Consider the following 15,232-nt stretch of genomic DNA (forward strand, 5'->3'; position numbering starts at 1 on the left):
TCGCTGCCCTGGCCCCTCGCTCGCGCCGGACGCGCCGGTCGGACGTCAGACGTTGAAGCCCAGCGCCCGCAGCTGCTCGCGGCCCTCGTCCGTGATCTTGTCCGGGCCCCACGGCGGCATCCAGACCCAGTTGATCCGGAGCTCGTTGACGATGCCGTCCGTGGCCGACTTGGCCTGGTCCTCGATGACGTCCGTCAACGGGCAGGCCGCCGAGGTCAGGGTCATGTCCACGGTGGCCACGTTGGAGTCGTCCACGTGGATGCCGTAGATCAGGCCGAGGTTGACGACGTCGATGCCCAGCTCGGGGTCGACCACGTCCATCAGGGCCTCGCGGAGTTCCTCCTCCGAGGCCGGCTTCATCTCGACGGTGTCGCTCATGCGGTCTTCCTTTCGGCTTCGGCGCCACCCAGCGCCTGGGCCGTCGCGTCCTTCCACGCCATCCAGCTCAGGAGGGCGCACTTGACCCGCGCGGGGTACTTGGAGACACCGGCGAACGCCACCGCGTCCTCCAGCACCTCCTCCATCGCGTCGTCCGGTTCGATCCTGCCCTTGGACTGCATCAGCTCCAGGAAGGTCTCCTGGATCTTCTGCGCCTCGGGCAGGTCCTTGCCGACGAGGAGTTCGTTCAGTACGGAGGCCGAGGCCTGGCTGATGGAGCAGCCCTGGCCCTCGTACGAGACGTCCGCGATCCTCGTGCCGTCGTACTTCACGCGGAGGGTGATCTCGTCGCCGCACGTCGGGTTCACATGGTGCACCTCGGCGTCGCCATCCCGAAGACCACGCCCGTGCGGGTTCTTGTAGTGGTCCAGGATGACTTCCTGGTACATCGAGTCCAGCTTCACGGTTTTCGACACGCCTCTCAGCCGAAGAAGTTCCGTACGTGCTCCAGTCCGTCGACCAGAGCGTCGATCTCGGCCGGCGTGGAGTACAGATAGAACGACGCTCGCGTGGTCGCGGGAATTCCGTAGCGCAGGCAGACCGGACGGGCACAGTGGTGGCCGACGCGGACCGCGATGCCCTGCTCGTCCAGGACCTGGCCCACGTCGTGCGGGTGGATGTCGCCCAGGGTGAAGGAGATCGCGGCGCCCCGGTCCTCGGCCGTGGTGGGGCCGATGATCCGCAGGTCGGGGACCTGGGCCAGGCGCTCCACCGCGTACTGGGTGAGCGCGTGCTCGTGGGCGAGGATCTTCTCCATGCCGAGGGACGACAGGTAGTCGATCGCCGCGCCCAGGCCGACCGCCTGCGCGATCGGGGGCGTGCCCGCCTCGAACTTGTGCGGCGCCGGGGCGTACGTCGAGGAGTGCATCGAGACGGTCTCGATCATCTCGCCGCCGCCCAGGAACGGCGGCAGGTCCTCCAGCAGCTCCTGGCGGCCCCACAGGACACCGATGCCGGTCGGGCCGCACATCTTGTGACCGGTGAAGGCCACGAAGTCGGCCTGGAGGGCCTGCACGTCCAGCGGCATGTGCGGCGCGGCCTGGGAGGCGTCGACGCACACCAGCGCGCCGACCTCCTGGGCGCGGCGGACTATCGCCTCGACCGGGTTGAGCGTGCCCAGGATGTTGGAGACCAGCACGAAGGAGACGATCTTCGTCTTCTCGGTGATGATCTCGTCGATGTTCGACAGGTCCAGGCGGCCGTCGTCGGTGAGGCCGAACCACTTCAGCTTCGCGCCGGTGCGCTGCGCCAGCAGCTGCCACGGCACGATGTTGGAGTGGTGCTCCATCTCCGTGATGACGATCTCGGTCTCGTGGTCCACCCGGTAGGGCTCGTCGGCCCAGCCCAGCATGTTGGCCACGAGGTTGAGGGACTCGGAGGCGTTCTTGGTGAAGATCACCTCGTCGCGGCTCGGCGCGTTGATGAACTCCGCCACCTTGTCGCGCGCGCCCTCGTAGAGTGCCGTGGCCTCCTCGGCGAGGACGTGCACGCCGCGGTGGACGTTGGCGTTGTACCGCTCGTAGTACTCGTTCAGGGCGTCCAGTACCTGGCGCGGCTTCTGGCTGGTCGCCGCGTTGTCCAGGTACACGAGCTTCCTGCCGTCGTGGACCACGCGGTCCAGTACGGGGAAGTCCTTGCGGATCGCCTCGGTGTCGAGGAGGCCCGACAGATGCGTCACGCGGATGCGCCACCCTTCACGTATGCCTCGTAGCCCTCGTTCTCCAGCTTGTCCGCGAGCTCCGGGCCGCCGGACTCGACGATGCGGCCGCCGGCGAACACGTGCACGTGGTCGGGCTTGATGTAGCGCAGGATGCGCGTGTAGTGCGTGATCAGCAGGGTGCCGACCTCGCCGGTCTCGCGGACGCGGTTGACGCCCTCGGAGACGATGCGCAGCGCGTCGACGTCCAGGCCCGAGTCGGTCTCGTCCAGGATCGCCATCCTCGGCTTGAGCAGTTCGAGCTGGAGGATCTCGTGGCGCTTCTTCTCACCGCCGGAGAAGCCCTCGTTGACGTTGCGCTCGGCGAAGGCGGGGTCCATGTGGAGACGCTCCATGGCCTCCTTGACCTCCTTCACCCAGGTGCGCAGCTTCGGGGCCTCGCCGCGCACGGCGGTGGCGGAGGTGCGCAGGAAGTTGGAGACCGAGACGCCGGGAACCTCGACCGGGTACTGCATCGCCAGGAACAGGCCCGCGCGGGCGCGCTCGTCGACGGACATCTCCAGGACGTCCTCGCCGTCGAGGGTGACGGTGCCACTGGTGACGGTGTACTTCGGGTGACCCGCGAGCGAGTAGGCGAGGGTCGACTTGCCGGAGCCGTTGGGGCCCATGATGGCGTGCGTCTCGCCCTGCTTCACGGTGAGGTCGACGCCCTTGAGGATCTCCTTCGTGGCGTTGTCGGCCTCGACGGTGACGTGCAGGTCTCGGATTTCAAGCGTTGCCATGGATGCCTCAGGACTCCTGGGTGAGGGAGACGAGCACGTCGTCCCCTTCGATCTTTACGGGGTAAACGGGGACGGGGCGCGTCGCGGGGAGGCCGGACGGCTTGCCGGTGCGCAGGTCGAAGGCGGAGCCGTGCAGCCAGCACTCGATCTGGCAGTCCTCCACCTCGCCCTCGGAGAGCGAGACGTTCGCGTGCGAGCAGATGTCGTAGATCGCGAACACCTCCCCCTCGGTCAGGACGACCGAGACCGGCGTGCCGTCGAGCTCCACCCGCTTGGGCGTGCCCTCCGCCAGCTCGCTCAGCCCACAGACGCGTACGAAACTCATGCGACCGAGGCCTCCAGCTCCTGCTCGATCTTGGCGAGCAGACGCTCCTCGATGTCGGCGACGCCGATCTGCTGGACCAGTTCGGCGAAGAAGCCGCGCACCACCAGACGGCGGGCGTCCTGCTCCGGGATGCCGCGGGCCATCAGGTAGAAGAGCTGCTCGTCGTCGAAGCGGCCGGTGGCGGAGGCGTGGCCGGCGCCGACGATCTCGCCGGTCTCGATCTCCAGGTTCGGCACCGAGTCGACGCGGGCGCCGTCGGTGAGGACCAGGTTGCGGTTCATCTCGTAGGTGTCGGTGCCCTCGGCCCCGGCCTCGATGAGTACGTCGCCGATCCAGACCGCGTGCGCGTCGTCGCCCTGGAGCGCGCCCTTGTAGACGACGTTCGACTTGCAGTGCGGGGTGTTGTGGGTGACCAGCAGGCGGTGCTCCTGGTGCTGGCCCGCGTCGGTGAAGTACAGGCCGTACAGCTCGGCCTCGCCGCCGGTGCCCGCGTAGGTGACGCGCGGGTGCAGCCGTACGACGTCGCCGCCGAAGGTGACGACGACCGACTTGAAGGAGGCGTCCCGGCCGATCAGCGTGTTGTGCTGGGCGACGTGGACGGCCTTGTCGTCCCAGTCCTGGACGCAGACGACGGTGAGCTTGGCGCCGTCGCCCAGCACGTAGTCGACGTTGGCGGCGAGCACCGCGTCGCCGGTGTGGTCGATGACGACCACGGCCTCGGCGAAGGCGCCCAGCTCGATCACCTGGTGGGCGAAGGCGGTGCCGCCCTGGCCGTGCACGGTGATGCGGACCGGCTCGGTGAGGACGGTGTCCTTGGCGACGGTCACGACCGAGGCCTGCTCGAAGGCGGAGTACGCCTGGGCGGCGATCCGGTCCACCGGGGTGCCCGCCCGGCCGAGGCGCGCGTCGTCGCGGCCGACGGTCTCGACGGTGACACCCTCGGGGGCCTGCACGTCGACCTTCACGCCGTCACCGGTGGCGGCGGCGGTGCCGTCGTGCAGCCCGCGCAGGCGCTCCAGCGGGGTGAACCGCCACTCCTCCTCGCGGCCGTGGGGGACGGGGAAGTCCGCCACGTCGAAGGACGGGGGCACGCTCATGCGCGTGGCGACGGTCGACTCCGCGGCCACCGCGATCTGGCCGGCGGTGGTGGAGCCGACCGGGATGTTCTGAGCCTCAGCCATGGCTGTCGTATTGCTCGCTTTCTCAGGTCAGTGGCTTGATGGTGGGGCGGCGGGCGATCAGCCGACCGCGCCTTCCATCTGCAGCTCGATCAGCCGGTTGAGCTCCAGGGCGTACTCCATGGGCAGTTCCTTGGCGATCGGCTCGACGAAGCCGCGCACGATCATCGCCATCGCCTCGAACTCGGAGAGGCCGCGGCTCATCAGGTAGAAGAGCTGGTCCTCGGAGACCTTCGAGACGGTCGCCTCGTGGCCCATGGACACATCGTCCTCGCGGACGTCGACGTACGGGTACGTGTCGGAGCGGGAGATGGTGTCGACGAGCAGCGCGTCGCACAGCACGTTCGACTTGGAGCCGTGGGCGCCCTCGCCGATCTCGACCAGACCGCGGTAGGACGTACGGCCGCCGCCGCGCGCCACGGACTTCGAGACGATGTTGGACGACGTGTTCGGCGCCATGTGGACCATCTTGGAGCCGGCGTCCTGGTGCTGGCCCTCGCCCGCGAAGGCGATGGACAGGGTCTCGCCCTTGGCGTGCTCGCCCATCAGGTACACGGCCGGGTACTTCATCGTGACCTTGGAGCCGATGTTGCCGTCGATCCACTCCATGGTCGCGCCCTCGTACGCCACGGCGCGCTTGGTGACCAGGTTGTAGACGTTGTTCGACCAGTTCTGGATGGTCGTGTAGCGGCAGCGGGCGTTCTTCTTGACGATGATCTCGACCACGGCGCTGTGCAGCGAGTCCGACTTGTAGATCGGCGCGGTGCAGCCCTCGACGTAGTGCACGTAGGCGCCCTCGTCGACGATGATCAGGGTCCGCTCGAACTGGCCCATGTTCTCCGTGTTGATCCGGAAGTAGGCCTGGAGCGGGATCTCCACGTGCACGCCCTTCGGCACGTAGATGAAGGAGCCGCCGGACCACACGGCCGTGTTCAGCGCGGCGAACTTGTTGTCACCGGCCGGGATGACGGTGCCGAAGTACTCCTTGAAGAGCTCCGGGTGCTCCTTGAGGGCGGTGTCGGTGTCCAGGAAGATGACGCCCTGCTCCTCCAGGTCCTCGCGGATCTGGTGGTAGACGACCTCCGACTCGTACTGGGCGGCCACGCCGGCGACCAGGCGCTGCTTCTCGGCCTCGGGGATGCCCAGCTTGTCGTAGGTGTTCTTGATGTCCTCGGGCAGGTCCTCCCAGGACTCCGCCTGCTTCTCCGTGGAGCGCACGAAGTACTTGATGTTGTCGAAGTCGATGCCCGACAGGTCCGAGCCCCAGTTCGGCATGGGCTTCTTCTCGAAGAGCCTGAGGCCCTTCAGGCGCAGCTTGGTCATCCACTCGGGCTCCGACTTCTTGTCGGAGATGTCGCGGACGACGTCCTCGTTCAGACCGCGCCGGGCGGAGGCACCGGCAACGTCGGAGTCGGCCCAGCCGTATTCGTACTTGCCCAGGCCCTCCAGCTCAGGGTGGGCAGTCTCCGTGGGGAGAGTCATGCGGGGTTCCTCCCGGCCGTGCTTGCAGGTGCGTCAGTGGAAATCTTGGGAATGAACGTCGTGCAGACGCCGTCGCCGTGCGCGATGGTCGCCAGTCGCTGGACGTGGGTACCCAGCAGGTCGGCGAAGATCTCCGTCTCCGCCTCGCACAGCTGCGGGTACTGCTCCGCGACGTGCGCGACCGGGCAGTGGTGCTGGCAGAGCTGCTCGCCGACCGGTGCGCTGCGCGCCGTAGCAGCGTACCCGTCCGCGCTCAGGGCCTTGGCCAGCGCTTCCGCGCGTTTCTCGGGGCTCACGCTCTCGATCGCCCTGCGGTACGCGCTCGCCTGGGAGGCGATCCGGGCGCGGGCGAACGCGGAGACCGCGTCGGCCCCGCCCTCGTGCTCGGCGATCCAGCGCAGCGCGTCCGCGGCCAGCTTGTCGTACGACTGGTAGAAGGCGTCGCGTCCGCAGTCGGTGAGCGCGAAGACCTTCGCGGGGCGCCCGCGCGTGCGCGCGCCGTAGACACGCTGTTCACGCGCCTCCACGACGTCGTCCGCGACCAGCGCGTCCAGGTGGCGCCGGACGGCCGCCTGGGTGAGTCCCAGCCGGCCCGCGAGTTCGGCGACGGTCGACGGCCCGTGGTCCAGGATGGATCGCGCGACACGGTTGCGCGTGGAGCGCTCACCGGTCGCGAGTTCCTCCTGCGGGGCCCCCGTGAGGGCCTCCCGAGCCTCGCCGACGTTTTTCACAACGCCATTGTTGCGTAATTCCTCCGGGCCTGACAAGCGCCGCCCGGATCACGACCGGTGCCCTGCATCACTTAGGTCTACCTAATCTGACCTGCGGAAACGATCTCTGATCGATCATCCCGCGCCCGCTCGGAGGGGAAACCGGTGGCGCCCCGAGCGCCCGTCCGGAAGACTCCCGGAGCATGGCGACACCCCCTCCGACCGGGCCTCTTGTCACACGGGACGGCATCGCCGCCCAGTTGCGGCTGCTCGGCGTCGAAAGCGGCGAGACACTGCTCGTACATACGGCGCTGAGTTCCCTCGGATGGGTGAACGGCGGGGCCGTGGCGGTCGTCCAGGGGCTCCTCGACGTCCTCGGCCCGGCCGGCACCTTGGTCGTCCCCGCCCAGTCCTCCGACCTCTCCGACCCCGCCCTGTGGGGGAACCCGCCGGTGCCCGAGGAGTGGTGGGACCGGATCCGGGCCACGATGCCGCCGTACGACCCCGACATCACCCCCACCCGCGGCGTCGGGGTGGTCCCGGAGACGGTGCGCACCTGGCCGGGCGCCCGGCGCAGCGCGCACCCGCAGACCTCCTTCGACGCCGTCGGCGCCCGAGCGGCGCAGATCACCGAGGGCCACGCCCCCGACTGCCGGCTCGGCGAGCGGAGCCCCCTGGCCCGCCTGGAGGAAGCGGGCGCCCGCGTGCTGCTGCTCGGCGCGGGGTACGACGCCTGCACCGCCTTCCACCTGGCCGAGTACCGCGTCCCCGCGCCGCTGGTAGAGGTGGGCCGGCCGGCGCCCGGCGGCTGGGAGACGGTGACCGAGGTGTCGATCACCTCCGATCGGTTCGAGGAGCTGGGGCGCGACTTCGAGCGGGAGCGTCCCGTCGTCCGCGGGAAGGTGGGCGCGGCGGACACCCGGCTGTTCCCGGTGGCGGACGCCGTGGCCTACGCCCAGGGGTGGCTGTCGGCGCGGCGGCCTCGTGCGAGGGAGTTCCCGCACCCCGGCGACTGATCGGCGGGCGGTCTCCCTAGACTCTGGACCCATGCGAAGTGAGCCCGCCCGCCCGTCTCCCGATCACCAAGCCTCCGGGAGACGCTTCGCGTCGGCCCCGCTGATCCAGATCGCGGCCCTGGTGAAGCGGTACGGCACGAAGACCGCGGTGAACGGCCTCGACCTGGAGGCACGGGCGGGCGTGACCGCCGTCCTCGGCCCCAACGGCGCCGGCAAGACGACGACGGTCGAGACCTGCGAGGGGTACCGGAAGCCGGATTCCGGCACGGTGCGCGTCCTGGGTCTCGACCCCGTGCGGCAGTCGGCCGAGCTGCGGCCGCGGATCGGCGTGATGCTCCAGTCCGGCGGCGTGTACTCCGGCGCCCGCGCGGACGAGATGCTGCGCCACGTCGCCAAGCTGCACGCCCACCCGCTGGACGTGGACGCCCTGATCGAACGGCTCGGGCTCGGCAGCTGCGGCCGCACCCCCTACCGCCGGCTCTCCGGCGGCCAGCAGCAGCGCCTCGCGCTCGCCATGGCCGTCGTCGGCCGCCCGGAACTGGTCTTCCTGGACGAGCCGACCGCGGGCCTCGACCCGCAGGCCCGCCGCGCCACCTGGGACCTGGTGCGGGACCTGCGCGCCGACGGCGTCTCGGTGATCCTCACCACGCACCACATGGACGAGGCCGAGCAGCTCGCCGACGACGTCGCGATCATCGACGGCGGCAAGGTCATCGCCCAGGGCTCCCCCGAGGAGCTGTGCAAGGGCGGCGCCGAGAACACCCTGCGCTTCACCGGCCGCCCCGGCCTCGACGTCGGCTCCCTGCTCAAGGCGCTCCCGGACGGATGCACGGCCGCCGAGTTGACCCCGGGCGCCTACCGCGTCGTCGGCAGGATCGACCCGCAGCTGCTGGCCACCGTGACCTCCTGGTGCGCCCAGCACGGGGTGATGCCCGACCGCATCTCGGTCGAACGGCACACGCTGGAAGACGTTTTCCTCGAGCTCACGGGCAAGGAGCTGCGCTCATGACCACCGCGCCGGGTACGTACGCGCCCAAGCCGGGGGCCGCGCCCCTGCCCCGCATGATCACGGCGCAGGCGGCCCTGGAGACGAAGATGCTGCTGCGCAACGGCGAGCAGCTGCTGCTGACGGTGATCATCCCGACCCTGCTGCTGGTGCTCTTCAGCTCCGTGGACATCGTGGACACCGGCAAGGGCAAGGCCGTCGACTTCCTCACACCGGGCATCCTCGCCCTCGCGGTGATGTCGACCGCGTTCACCGGGCAGGCCATCGCCACCGGCTTCGAACGCCGCTACGGCGTGCTCAAGCGGCTCGCCGCCTCGCCGCTGCCCCGCTGGGCCCTGATGACCGCCAAGACGGCGTCCGTGCTGGTCACCGAGGTGCTCCAGGTGATCCTGCTGACGGTGATCGCCCTCGCGCTCGGCTGGTCCCCGCACGGCGACCCGGCCGCCGTGCTCCTCCTGCTGGTCCTCGGCACCGCCGCCTTCTCCGGACTCGGCCTGCTGATGGCCGGCACCCTGAAGGCGGAGGCGACGCTGGCGGCCGCCAACCTGGTCTTCCTGCTGCTGCTCGTCGGCGGCGGGGTCGTCGTGCCGCTGGACAAGTTCGGCTCGGCCGGACAGCACGTCCTCGGCCTGCTGCCCATCTCCGCCCTCTCCGACGGCCTGCGGGACGTGCTCCAGCACGGCGCCGGGATGCCCTGGGGCGACCTGGGGATCCTCGCGGTGTGGGCGGTCGTGGGGCTCGCGGCGGCGGGGAAGTTCTTCCGCTGGGAGTGAGCGGCGACACGGCGCCGGGACGGGACCCTCGTGAAAGCGTGCACAAGCGGCGGCCTACCATGGTGGACGTGCCCAAGCTGAACCGCGCCGACGCCGTAGCGGCCCTGCGTAATCCGCTCGCCTTCATCGCCGACCGCTGGACCCCGGAGCCCCGGACCGTGCAGCGGGCGGCCCTCGCCGCGCTCGTGATGTCGGTGGTCATCGTCGTCACCGGCGGTGCCGTACGGCTGACCAGTTCGGGCCTCGGCTGCCCGACCTGGCCCGAGTGCACCGACGGCTCCCTGACGCCGACGCAGGCGCTGAGCTATCACAGCGCGATCGAGTTCGGCAATCGCATGCTGACCTACGTGCTGTGCGCCGCGGTCGGCTGGGCGATCATCGCCGCCCGCTCCGAGAAGCCGCACCGGCGCAGCCTGACCCGGCTCGGCTGGGCGCAGTTCTGGCTGGTGATGGGCAACGCGGTGCTCGGCGGGATCGTGGTCCTGGTCGGCCTGAACCCGTACACCGTCGCGGCGCACTTCCTGCTGGCGACCGCGCTGACCACGGTCGCCGCGGTGATGTGGCAGCGCACCCGCGAGGGCGACGCCGCGCCCCGGCCGCTGGTCGGCAAGGCCGTGGTGCAGCTCGTGTGGTTCCTGGTGCTCGCGGCCGTGCTCCTCATCGCGGTCGGCACGGTGGTGACCGGCGCCGGCCCGCACGCGGGCGACTCCAGCGACGTCAAGCGCATCCCGATCGACTGGGAGACCGTGGCCAAGCTGCACGCCGTGCTCGCCTGGATCGTGGTGACGCTGACGTTCGCGCTCTGGTTCATCCTCAAGGCCGTCGACGCGCCGAGCGGCCCGCTGGCCCGCACCCGGGAGCTGTTCCTGATCCTGCTGGCGCAGGGCGTCATCGGCTACGTCCAGTACTTCACACACCTGCCCGAGGTCCTGGTGGGCGTGCACATGCTCGGCTCGTGCCTGGTGTGGATCGGCGTGCTGCGGATCCTCCTGGCGCTGCGCGAGCGTCCGGGGACGGAGCCGGCGGTGCCCGGACCCTCGGCCGAGGCCACGGTCCCCACGAACGCCTGAATCACCCGTACGCGGCAACCAGCGCGTCGATCGCCGGGCCCAGGTAGGCGCGGGTCAGTGCGGCGCGCCGGGTGAGCCGGCCGTCGTCGTCCGGCGGGACGGGGTCCCGGTAGCGCCTGCGGGCGATGTCGTCGACGACCTCCGCCGGCGCGCCGAGCGCCGGCAGTTCGGCCAGGGCCTCCCGCTTGGAGATCAGCCGTCCCTCGCGCAGGGTCACGGTGGCCCTGGCGAAGGTCAGCAGCCCGAGGTCGACCCAGACGTCCTGCCGCCACAGCCGCGCCTTGTCCACGGCGGGCCGCCAGAAGTCCCGCTGGTCCTGGACGACGAACCCGCGCAGGGTCTCGTCCGGCACCGGCGGCAGAAGGCGCGTCGGGGGCTCCCCGTGCAGCACCCGCCCGAAGGCGTGCAGCTCGCGCCGGGCGACGGGCGTGACCGGGCGGCGCAGCACATGGCCGTGCGCCCAGGTCAGATGCGCCCGGCCCGGATCGTCCAGGGTGGCCGGGGCGAGATAGCCGCAGTGCAGCCGCGCGGCGAGCGGCTCGTGGGCAAGGCGCCGGTGCAGCGCCACGACCTGCCGTACGGTCCCGGGATCCGGCGGCCGCGCGAGCACCGCGACCAGATCGAGATCGCTGCGGCCTTCCTGGTAGTCGCCGCCGGCGAGCGAGCCGTGGGCCCAGACGGCGCGGGGGCGTAACGGCGTGAGGGCGTCGAGAAAGCGCCCGAGCAAGGCTTCCGTTCGCATACCGCCCAGTGTGACGCCGCCGAAGGGGCACGGGGCCGTGGCGATCCGGCCACGCCGGCGCGCCCGGCCGAGGCCGGACCCGCGGCCGACGGACTAACCCCCGAGCTGGATCCCCGCCATCCGCTTCCACTCGTACGGCCCGGTCGTCACCTTCGCGGCGAACTCCCCGTCGAACGCCTCGTGCGCGGTGATCCCGGCCTTCGCCACCGCCTGCTCGGCGATGGCGTACGACGGGGCCACCACGTCGCCCCAGTTCCCGTCCTCGCCGACGAGCACGATGCGCGCCCCGCGCTCGCCGATGTACGCCACCTGCCCCTCCGCACCGCCGTGGGCCTTGGAGAAGGCGCTGATCCTCTGGGCGAGCCGGGCCACCGTGCGCTCGGCCTTCGCGTCAACCTGCTGCGTGTCTGCCATGCCTGGATGCTACCGACGGGTAGATCAAACGGCGACGGGAGGGGTGCGTGGCCTTGACCACGCACCCCTCCCGTCGGAGGGCCTTCGGCGGTACTTCGCGGAGAAAAGCGGCGTCAGCGCAGGAACGGATCGACCGCGACGGCGACGAAGAGGATCGACACATAGGTGATCGACCAGTGGAACAGCCGCATCTCCTTGAGCTTCGCGCCGGTGATCTCGGCCTTCGCCCGGTTCTGCAACCCGTGCGCCTCCCACAGCCAGAAGCCGCCGGCGGCGAGGGCCACGACCGTGTAGAACCAGCCCGTGTACCCCAGCGGGGTGAGCAGCAGCGACACGGCGACCATCACCCAGCTGTAGATGACGATCTGCCGGGCCACGACCTTGTTGGAGGCGATCACCGGGAGCATGGGCACCCCGGCGCGCGCGTAGTCGTCCTTGACCTTCATGGACAGCGGCCAGTAGTGCGGCGGCGTCCAGAAGAACATCACCAGGAAGAGGATGACCGGCGCCCAGGACATCGAGTTCGTGACCGAGGACCAGCCGATCAGCACCGGAAGACAGCCGGCGATACCGCCCCACACGATGTTCTGCGCGGTGCGGCGCTTGAGGATCATCGTGTAGACGACGACGTAGAAGAGCAGCGCGCCGAGCGACAGCCAGGCGCTGAGCCAGTTGACGGTCAGCCCGAACAGCAGGGTGGAGACGACCCCGAGGCCGATGCCGAAGGCCAGGCACTCGCGCGGGCTGACCATGCCGGTCACCAGCGGCCGCTGCGAGGTGCGGTCCATGACGGCGTCGATGTCGCGGTCGATGTACATGTTCAGCGCGTTGGCGCCGCCCGCGGAGAGGTAGCCGCCGAGACAGGTCAGCAGCACCAGCTTCAGGGACGGCACGCCCCGCTGCGCCAGGAACATCACCGGCACGGTGGTGATGAGCAGCAGTTCGATGATCCGCGGCTTGGTCAGCGCCACGAACGCCTTGGCACGGGCCCCGAACGGCCGGTGGACCGGGCTCGGGCTCGTACCACCGAGCACACCCGCTGGACGGGATTCGACGGCCGTCACGCACACCCCTGACAGAGACATCCCAGCGAGCCTCCCCCGGATGAGGTCTTCATGAAGGGCTCGCGCGTACCACGCCACTTTAGACGTTGCCGGTACCCCGGCCTTCGCGGGGGTGGGGTCGTGTTGGCTGACGTACCCGCGGGCGCCCCGGCGGAGCCCCGCGGGGCGCCTTGACGGGCTCGCGGAACACCCCTTTATCAGGGGTCCCAAAAGAGGGCCCCCACCACTCTTTTGAGCGGTCAGATGAGCGCCTTCTTATTCAGGTGCCAAATGGCGTCTCGGCCAGTCGGGAGGCGGATGGCGTCGATGCCCGGCAGTCTGGAATCACCCGCGAAAACGCACGTCCTTACGAGGGTAGGCTCGTCAGCGGCCGGCGGGCAGAAGCACGCCGGCGGCCGGGTGGGCGCGTGCCCCGAAGACCGGCGACCGACATGTGGAGAGGAGCCCTGACCCAGGGTGAGCACCAAGCCGACCACCACAGACCTTGAGTGGACCGACCTGGACCAGCGGGCCGTGGACACCGCCCGAGTCCTGGCCGCCGACGCCGTACAGAAGGTCGGCAACGGCCATCCCGGTACGGCGATGAGCCTGGCCCCCGCCGCCTACACCCTCTTCCAGAAGGTGATGCGGCACGACCCGGCCGACCCGGAGTGGGTGGGGCGCGACCGCTTCGTGCTGTCCGCCGGCCACTCCTCCCTGACCCTCTACACCCAGCTCTACCTGGCCGGCTTCGGTCTGGAGCTGGCGGACCTGGAATCCTTCCGCACCTGGGGTTCGAAGACCCCGGGCCACCCGGAGTACGGGCACACCAAGGGCGTCGAGACCACGACCGGCCCGCTGGGCCAGGGTGTGGCCAACGCGGTGGGCATGGCGATGGCCGCCCGCTACGAGCGCGGTCTGTTCGACCCGCAGGCCCCGCAGGGCGAGTCGCCCTTCGACCACTTCATCTACTGCATCGCCGGTGACGGCTGCCTCCAGGAGGGCATCTCGGCCGAGGCGTCCTCGCTGGCCGGCCACCAGAAGCTCGGCAACCTGATCCTGCTGTGGGACGACAACCACATCTCGATCGAGGGCGACACCGAGACGGCCGTCTCCGAGGACACCGTCAAGCGGTACGAGGCCTACGGCTGGCACGTGCAGCGCGTGGAACCGAAGGAGGACGGCGACCTGGACCCGGCGGCCATCTACGCCGCGATCCAGGCGGCCAAGGAGGTCACCGACCGCCCGTCCTTCATCGCGATGCGCTCGATCATCGCCTGGCCGGCCCCGAACGCCCAGAACACCGAGGCCGCGCACGGCTCGGCGCTCGGCGCGGACGAGGTCGCGGCCACCAAGCGTGTCCTCGGCTTCGACCCGGAGCAGTCCTTCGCCGTCGAGGACGAGGTCATCACGCACACCCGCAAGGCCCTGGAGCGCGGCGCCCGCGCGAAGGCCGAGTGGGAGAAGACGTTCCAGGTGTGGCGGGACGACAACCCCGAGCGCGCCGCCGAGTTCGACCGCATCGCCAAGGGCGAGCTGCCCACCGGCTGGGAGGAGAAGATCCCGGTCTTCGAGCCGGGCAAGTCGGTCGCCACCCGTGCCGCCTCCGGCAAGGTGCTCCAGGCGCTCGGCCCGGTGATCCCCGAGCTGTGGGGCGGCTCCGCCGACCTCGCCGGCTCGAACAACACCACGATCGACAAGAGCAGCTCCTTCCTCCCCGAGGGCAACCCGCTGCCGGAGGCCGACCCGTACGGCCGTACGGTCCACTTCGGCATCCGCGAGCACTCCATGGGCGCGGAGCTCAACGGCATCACGCTGCACGGCAACACCCGCGCCTACGGCGGTACGTTCCTCGTCTTCTCCGATTACATGCGCAACGCGGTGCGCCTGTCGGCCCTGATGCACCTGCCGGTGACGTACGTCTGGACGCACGACTCCATCGGTCTCGGCGAGGACGGCCCGACCCACCAGCCGGTCGAGCACCTGGCCTCGCTGCGCGCCATCCCGGGCCTGAACGTCGTCCGCCCGGCCGACGCCAACGAGACCGCCATCGCCTGGCGCGAGGTCCTCAAGCGCTACACCAAGGAGTTCGGCAAGGGCCAGCCGCACGGCTTCGCGCTGACCCGCCAGGGCGTGCCGACGTACGAGCCCAACGAGGATGCCGCGCGCGGCGGTTACGTCCTGTTCGAGGCCGAGGGCGGCGAGCCGCAGGTGATCCTGATCGCCACCGGTTCCGAGGTGCACGTGGCCGTCGAGGCGCGTGAGCGGCTCCAGGCCGACGGCGTTGCGACGCGGGTCGTGTCCATGCCGTCGGTCGAGTGGTTCGAGCAGCAGGACCAGGGGTACCGGGACTCCGTGCTGCCGCCGTCCGTGAAGGCCCGAGTCGCCGTGGAGGCCGGCATCGGCCTGACCTGGCACAAGTACGTCGGGGACGCCGGCCGCATCGTCTCCCTGGAGCACTTCGGCGCGTCCGCCGACGGAAAGGTGCTCTTCCAGGAGTTCGGCTTCACCGCGGAGAACGTGGCCGCCAAGGCCCGGGAATCCATCGCCGCCGCCCAGCGCTGACGCTCATATACGACACGTAGGAGATGTAATT

The 15,232-nt window shown here is 70.2% G+C and carries 16 protein-coding genes; 5 read left to right on the forward strand and 11 right to left on the reverse strand.

Annotated elements, in window-relative coordinates:
• Positions 1–45: 45 nt before the first annotated feature.
• From QSK45_RS05000 to QSK45_RS05035, 8 genes are read right to left on the reverse strand one after another with little or no spacing between them, the layout of a single operon-like run.
• Positions 46–378 carry a metal-sulfur cluster assembly factor gene (locus tag QSK45_RS05000; protein ID WP_037656710.1) on the reverse strand — a complete coding sequence of 111 codons (333 nt, stop codon included), beginning with the start codon at positions 376–378 and terminating at the stop codon, positions 46–48.
• The gene (sufU, locus tag QSK45_RS05005) at positions 375–842 is read right to left on the reverse strand and encodes a Fe-S cluster assembly sulfur transfer protein SufU (RefSeq protein WP_161182275.1); all 468 of its coding nucleotides are present in this window, start codon (positions 840–842) and stop codon (positions 375–377) included. The genes QSK45_RS05000 and sufU overlap by 4 nt, the downstream gene beginning before the upstream one ends.
• Before the next feature lie 17 nt (positions 843–859).
• Positions 860–2,116 (reverse strand): cysteine desulfurase, encoded by a 1,257-nt coding sequence (locus tag QSK45_RS05010; protein ID WP_285553614.1) that lies wholly within the window; start codon positions 2,114–2,116, stop codon positions 860–862.
• Complete coding sequence (gene sufC / locus QSK45_RS05015) at positions 2,113–2,877, reverse strand: Fe-S cluster assembly ATPase SufC (protein WP_285553615.1); 765 nt, start codon at positions 2,875–2,877, stop codon at positions 2,113–2,115. Before sufC ends, QSK45_RS05010 begins: the two co-directional genes overlap by 4 nt.
• A 7-nt stretch (positions 2,878–2,884) precedes the next feature.
• The gene (locus tag QSK45_RS05020; protein WP_285553616.1) at positions 2,885–3,202 is read right to left on the reverse strand and encodes a non-heme iron oxygenase ferredoxin subunit; all 318 of its coding nucleotides are present in this window, start codon (positions 3,200–3,202) and stop codon (positions 2,885–2,887) included.
• Positions 3,199–4,383, reverse strand: a complete 1,185-nt coding sequence (gene sufD, locus QSK45_RS05025) for a Fe-S cluster assembly protein SufD (RefSeq protein WP_285553617.1) — start codon at positions 4,381–4,383, stop codon at positions 3,199–3,201. Before sufD ends, QSK45_RS05020 begins: the two co-directional genes overlap by 4 nt.
• 57 nt (positions 4,384–4,440) lie before the next feature.
• Positions 4,441–5,862: a Fe-S cluster assembly protein SufB gene (gene sufB, locus QSK45_RS05030; RefSeq protein ID WP_285553618.1), complete on the reverse strand. Its 1,422-nt coding sequence runs from the start codon at positions 5,860–5,862 to the stop codon at positions 4,441–4,443.
• Positions 5,859–6,593 carry a helix-turn-helix transcriptional regulator gene (locus tag QSK45_RS05035; RefSeq protein ID WP_285553619.1) on the reverse strand — a complete coding sequence of 245 codons (735 nt, stop codon included), beginning with the start codon at positions 6,591–6,593 and terminating at the stop codon, positions 5,859–5,861. Before QSK45_RS05035 ends, sufB begins: the two co-directional genes overlap by 4 nt.
• 182 nt (positions 6,594–6,775) lie before the next feature.
• Here QSK45_RS05035 and QSK45_RS05040 point away from each other — a divergent pair, with 182 nt between their 5' ends.
• Genes QSK45_RS05040 through QSK45_RS05055 form a run of 4 tightly spaced genes read left to right on the forward strand, consistent with a single transcriptional unit; the run spans position 6,776 to position 10,437 of the window.
• The gene (locus tag QSK45_RS05040; RefSeq protein WP_285553620.1) at positions 6,776–7,588 is read left to right on the forward strand and encodes an AAC(3) family N-acetyltransferase; all 813 of its coding nucleotides are present in this window, start codon (positions 6,776–6,778) and stop codon (positions 7,586–7,588) included.
• A 31-nt stretch (positions 7,589–7,619) separates the two neighbouring features.
• The gene (locus QSK45_RS05045) at positions 7,620–8,597 is read left to right on the forward strand and encodes an ABC transporter ATP-binding protein (protein ID WP_490993509.1); all 978 of its coding nucleotides are present in this window, start codon (positions 7,620–7,622) and stop codon (positions 8,595–8,597) included.
• On the forward strand, positions 8,594–9,367 hold the full coding sequence (locus QSK45_RS05050; protein ID WP_285553621.1) for an ABC transporter permease: 774 nt from the start codon (positions 8,594–8,596) through the stop codon (positions 9,365–9,367). Before QSK45_RS05045 ends, QSK45_RS05050 begins: the two co-directional genes overlap by 4 nt.
• Before the next feature lie 59 nt (positions 9,368–9,426).
• Positions 9,427–10,437: a COX15/CtaA family protein gene (locus QSK45_RS05055; RefSeq protein ID WP_285553622.1), complete on the forward strand. Its 1,011-nt coding sequence runs from the start codon at positions 9,427–9,429 to the stop codon at positions 10,435–10,437.
• Position 10,438: 1 nt separating this feature from the next.
• Here the strand turns inward: QSK45_RS05055 and QSK45_RS05060 are convergent, their stop codons facing one another.
• The 3 genes from QSK45_RS05060 to QSK45_RS05070 form a co-directional block, all read right to left on the reverse strand.
• Entirely contained in the window at positions 10,439–11,179 is a 741-nt protein-coding gene (locus QSK45_RS05060) for a nucleotidyltransferase domain-containing protein (protein ID WP_285553623.1), read from the reverse strand.
• Positions 11,180–11,272: 93 nt separating this feature from the next.
• A complete protein-coding gene (locus tag QSK45_RS05065; protein ID WP_285553624.1) occupies positions 11,273–11,593 on the reverse strand; it encodes a hypothetical protein in 321 nt (106 codons plus the stop codon).
• Positions 11,594–11,706: 113 nt separating this feature from the next.
• Entirely contained in the window at positions 11,707–12,663 is a 957-nt protein-coding gene (locus QSK45_RS05070) for a heme o synthase (protein ID WP_285554622.1), read from the reverse strand.
• Positions 12,664–13,113: 450 nt separating this feature from the next.
• Between QSK45_RS05070 and tkt the strand changes: the two genes are divergently transcribed.
• On the forward strand, positions 13,114–15,201 hold the full coding sequence (tkt, locus tag QSK45_RS05075) for a transketolase (RefSeq protein WP_285553625.1): 2,088 nt from the start codon (positions 13,114–13,116) through the stop codon (positions 15,199–15,201).
• The last annotated feature ends 31 nt before the right edge of the window (positions 15,202–15,232 follow it).

Source organism: Streptomyces hygroscopicus subsp. hygroscopicus, assembly GCF_030269125.1.
GTDB lineage: Bacteria > Actinomycetota > Actinomycetes > Streptomycetales > Streptomycetaceae > Streptomyces > Streptomyces hygroscopicus_C.

Coding starts and splice junctions, on each gene's coding strand:
- QSK45_RS05000 (WP_037656710.1), bottom strand. CDS start 378: ATGAGCGACACCGTCGAGATGAAGCCGGCCTCGGAGGAGGAACTCCGC.
- sufC (WP_285553615.1), bottom strand. CDS start 2,877: ATGGCAACGCTTGAAATCCGAGACCTGCACGTCACCGTCGAGGCCGAC.
- QSK45_RS05020 (WP_285553616.1), bottom strand. CDS start 3,202: ATGAGTTTCGTACGCGTCTGTGGGCTGAGCGAGCTGGCGGAGGGCACG.
- sufD (WP_285553617.1), bottom strand. CDS start 4,383: ATGGCTGAGGCTCAGAACATCCCGGTCGGCTCCACCACCGCCGGCCAG.
- sufB (WP_285553618.1), bottom strand. CDS start 5,862: ATGACTCTCCCCACGGAGACTGCCCACCCTGAGCTGGAGGGCCTGGGC.
- QSK45_RS05040 (WP_285553620.1), top strand. CDS start 6,776: ATGGCGACACCCCCTCCGACCGGGCCTCTTGTCACACGGGACGGCATC.
- QSK45_RS05045 (WP_490993509.1), top strand. CDS start 7,620: ATGCGAAGTGAGCCCGCCCGCCCGTCTCCCGATCACCAAGCCTCCGGG.
- QSK45_RS05050 (WP_285553621.1), top strand. CDS start 8,594: ATGACCACCGCGCCGGGTACGTACGCGCCCAAGCCGGGGGCCGCGCCC.
- QSK45_RS05055 (WP_285553622.1), top strand. CDS start 9,427: ATGGTGGACGTGCCCAAGCTGAACCGCGCCGACGCCGTAGCGGCCCTG.
- QSK45_RS05060 (WP_285553623.1), bottom strand. CDS start 11,179: ATGCGAACGGAAGCCTTGCTCGGGCGCTTTCTCGACGCCCTCACGCCG.
- QSK45_RS05065 (WP_285553624.1), bottom strand. CDS start 11,593: ATGGCAGACACGCAGCAGGTTGACGCGAAGGCCGAGCGCACGGTGGCC.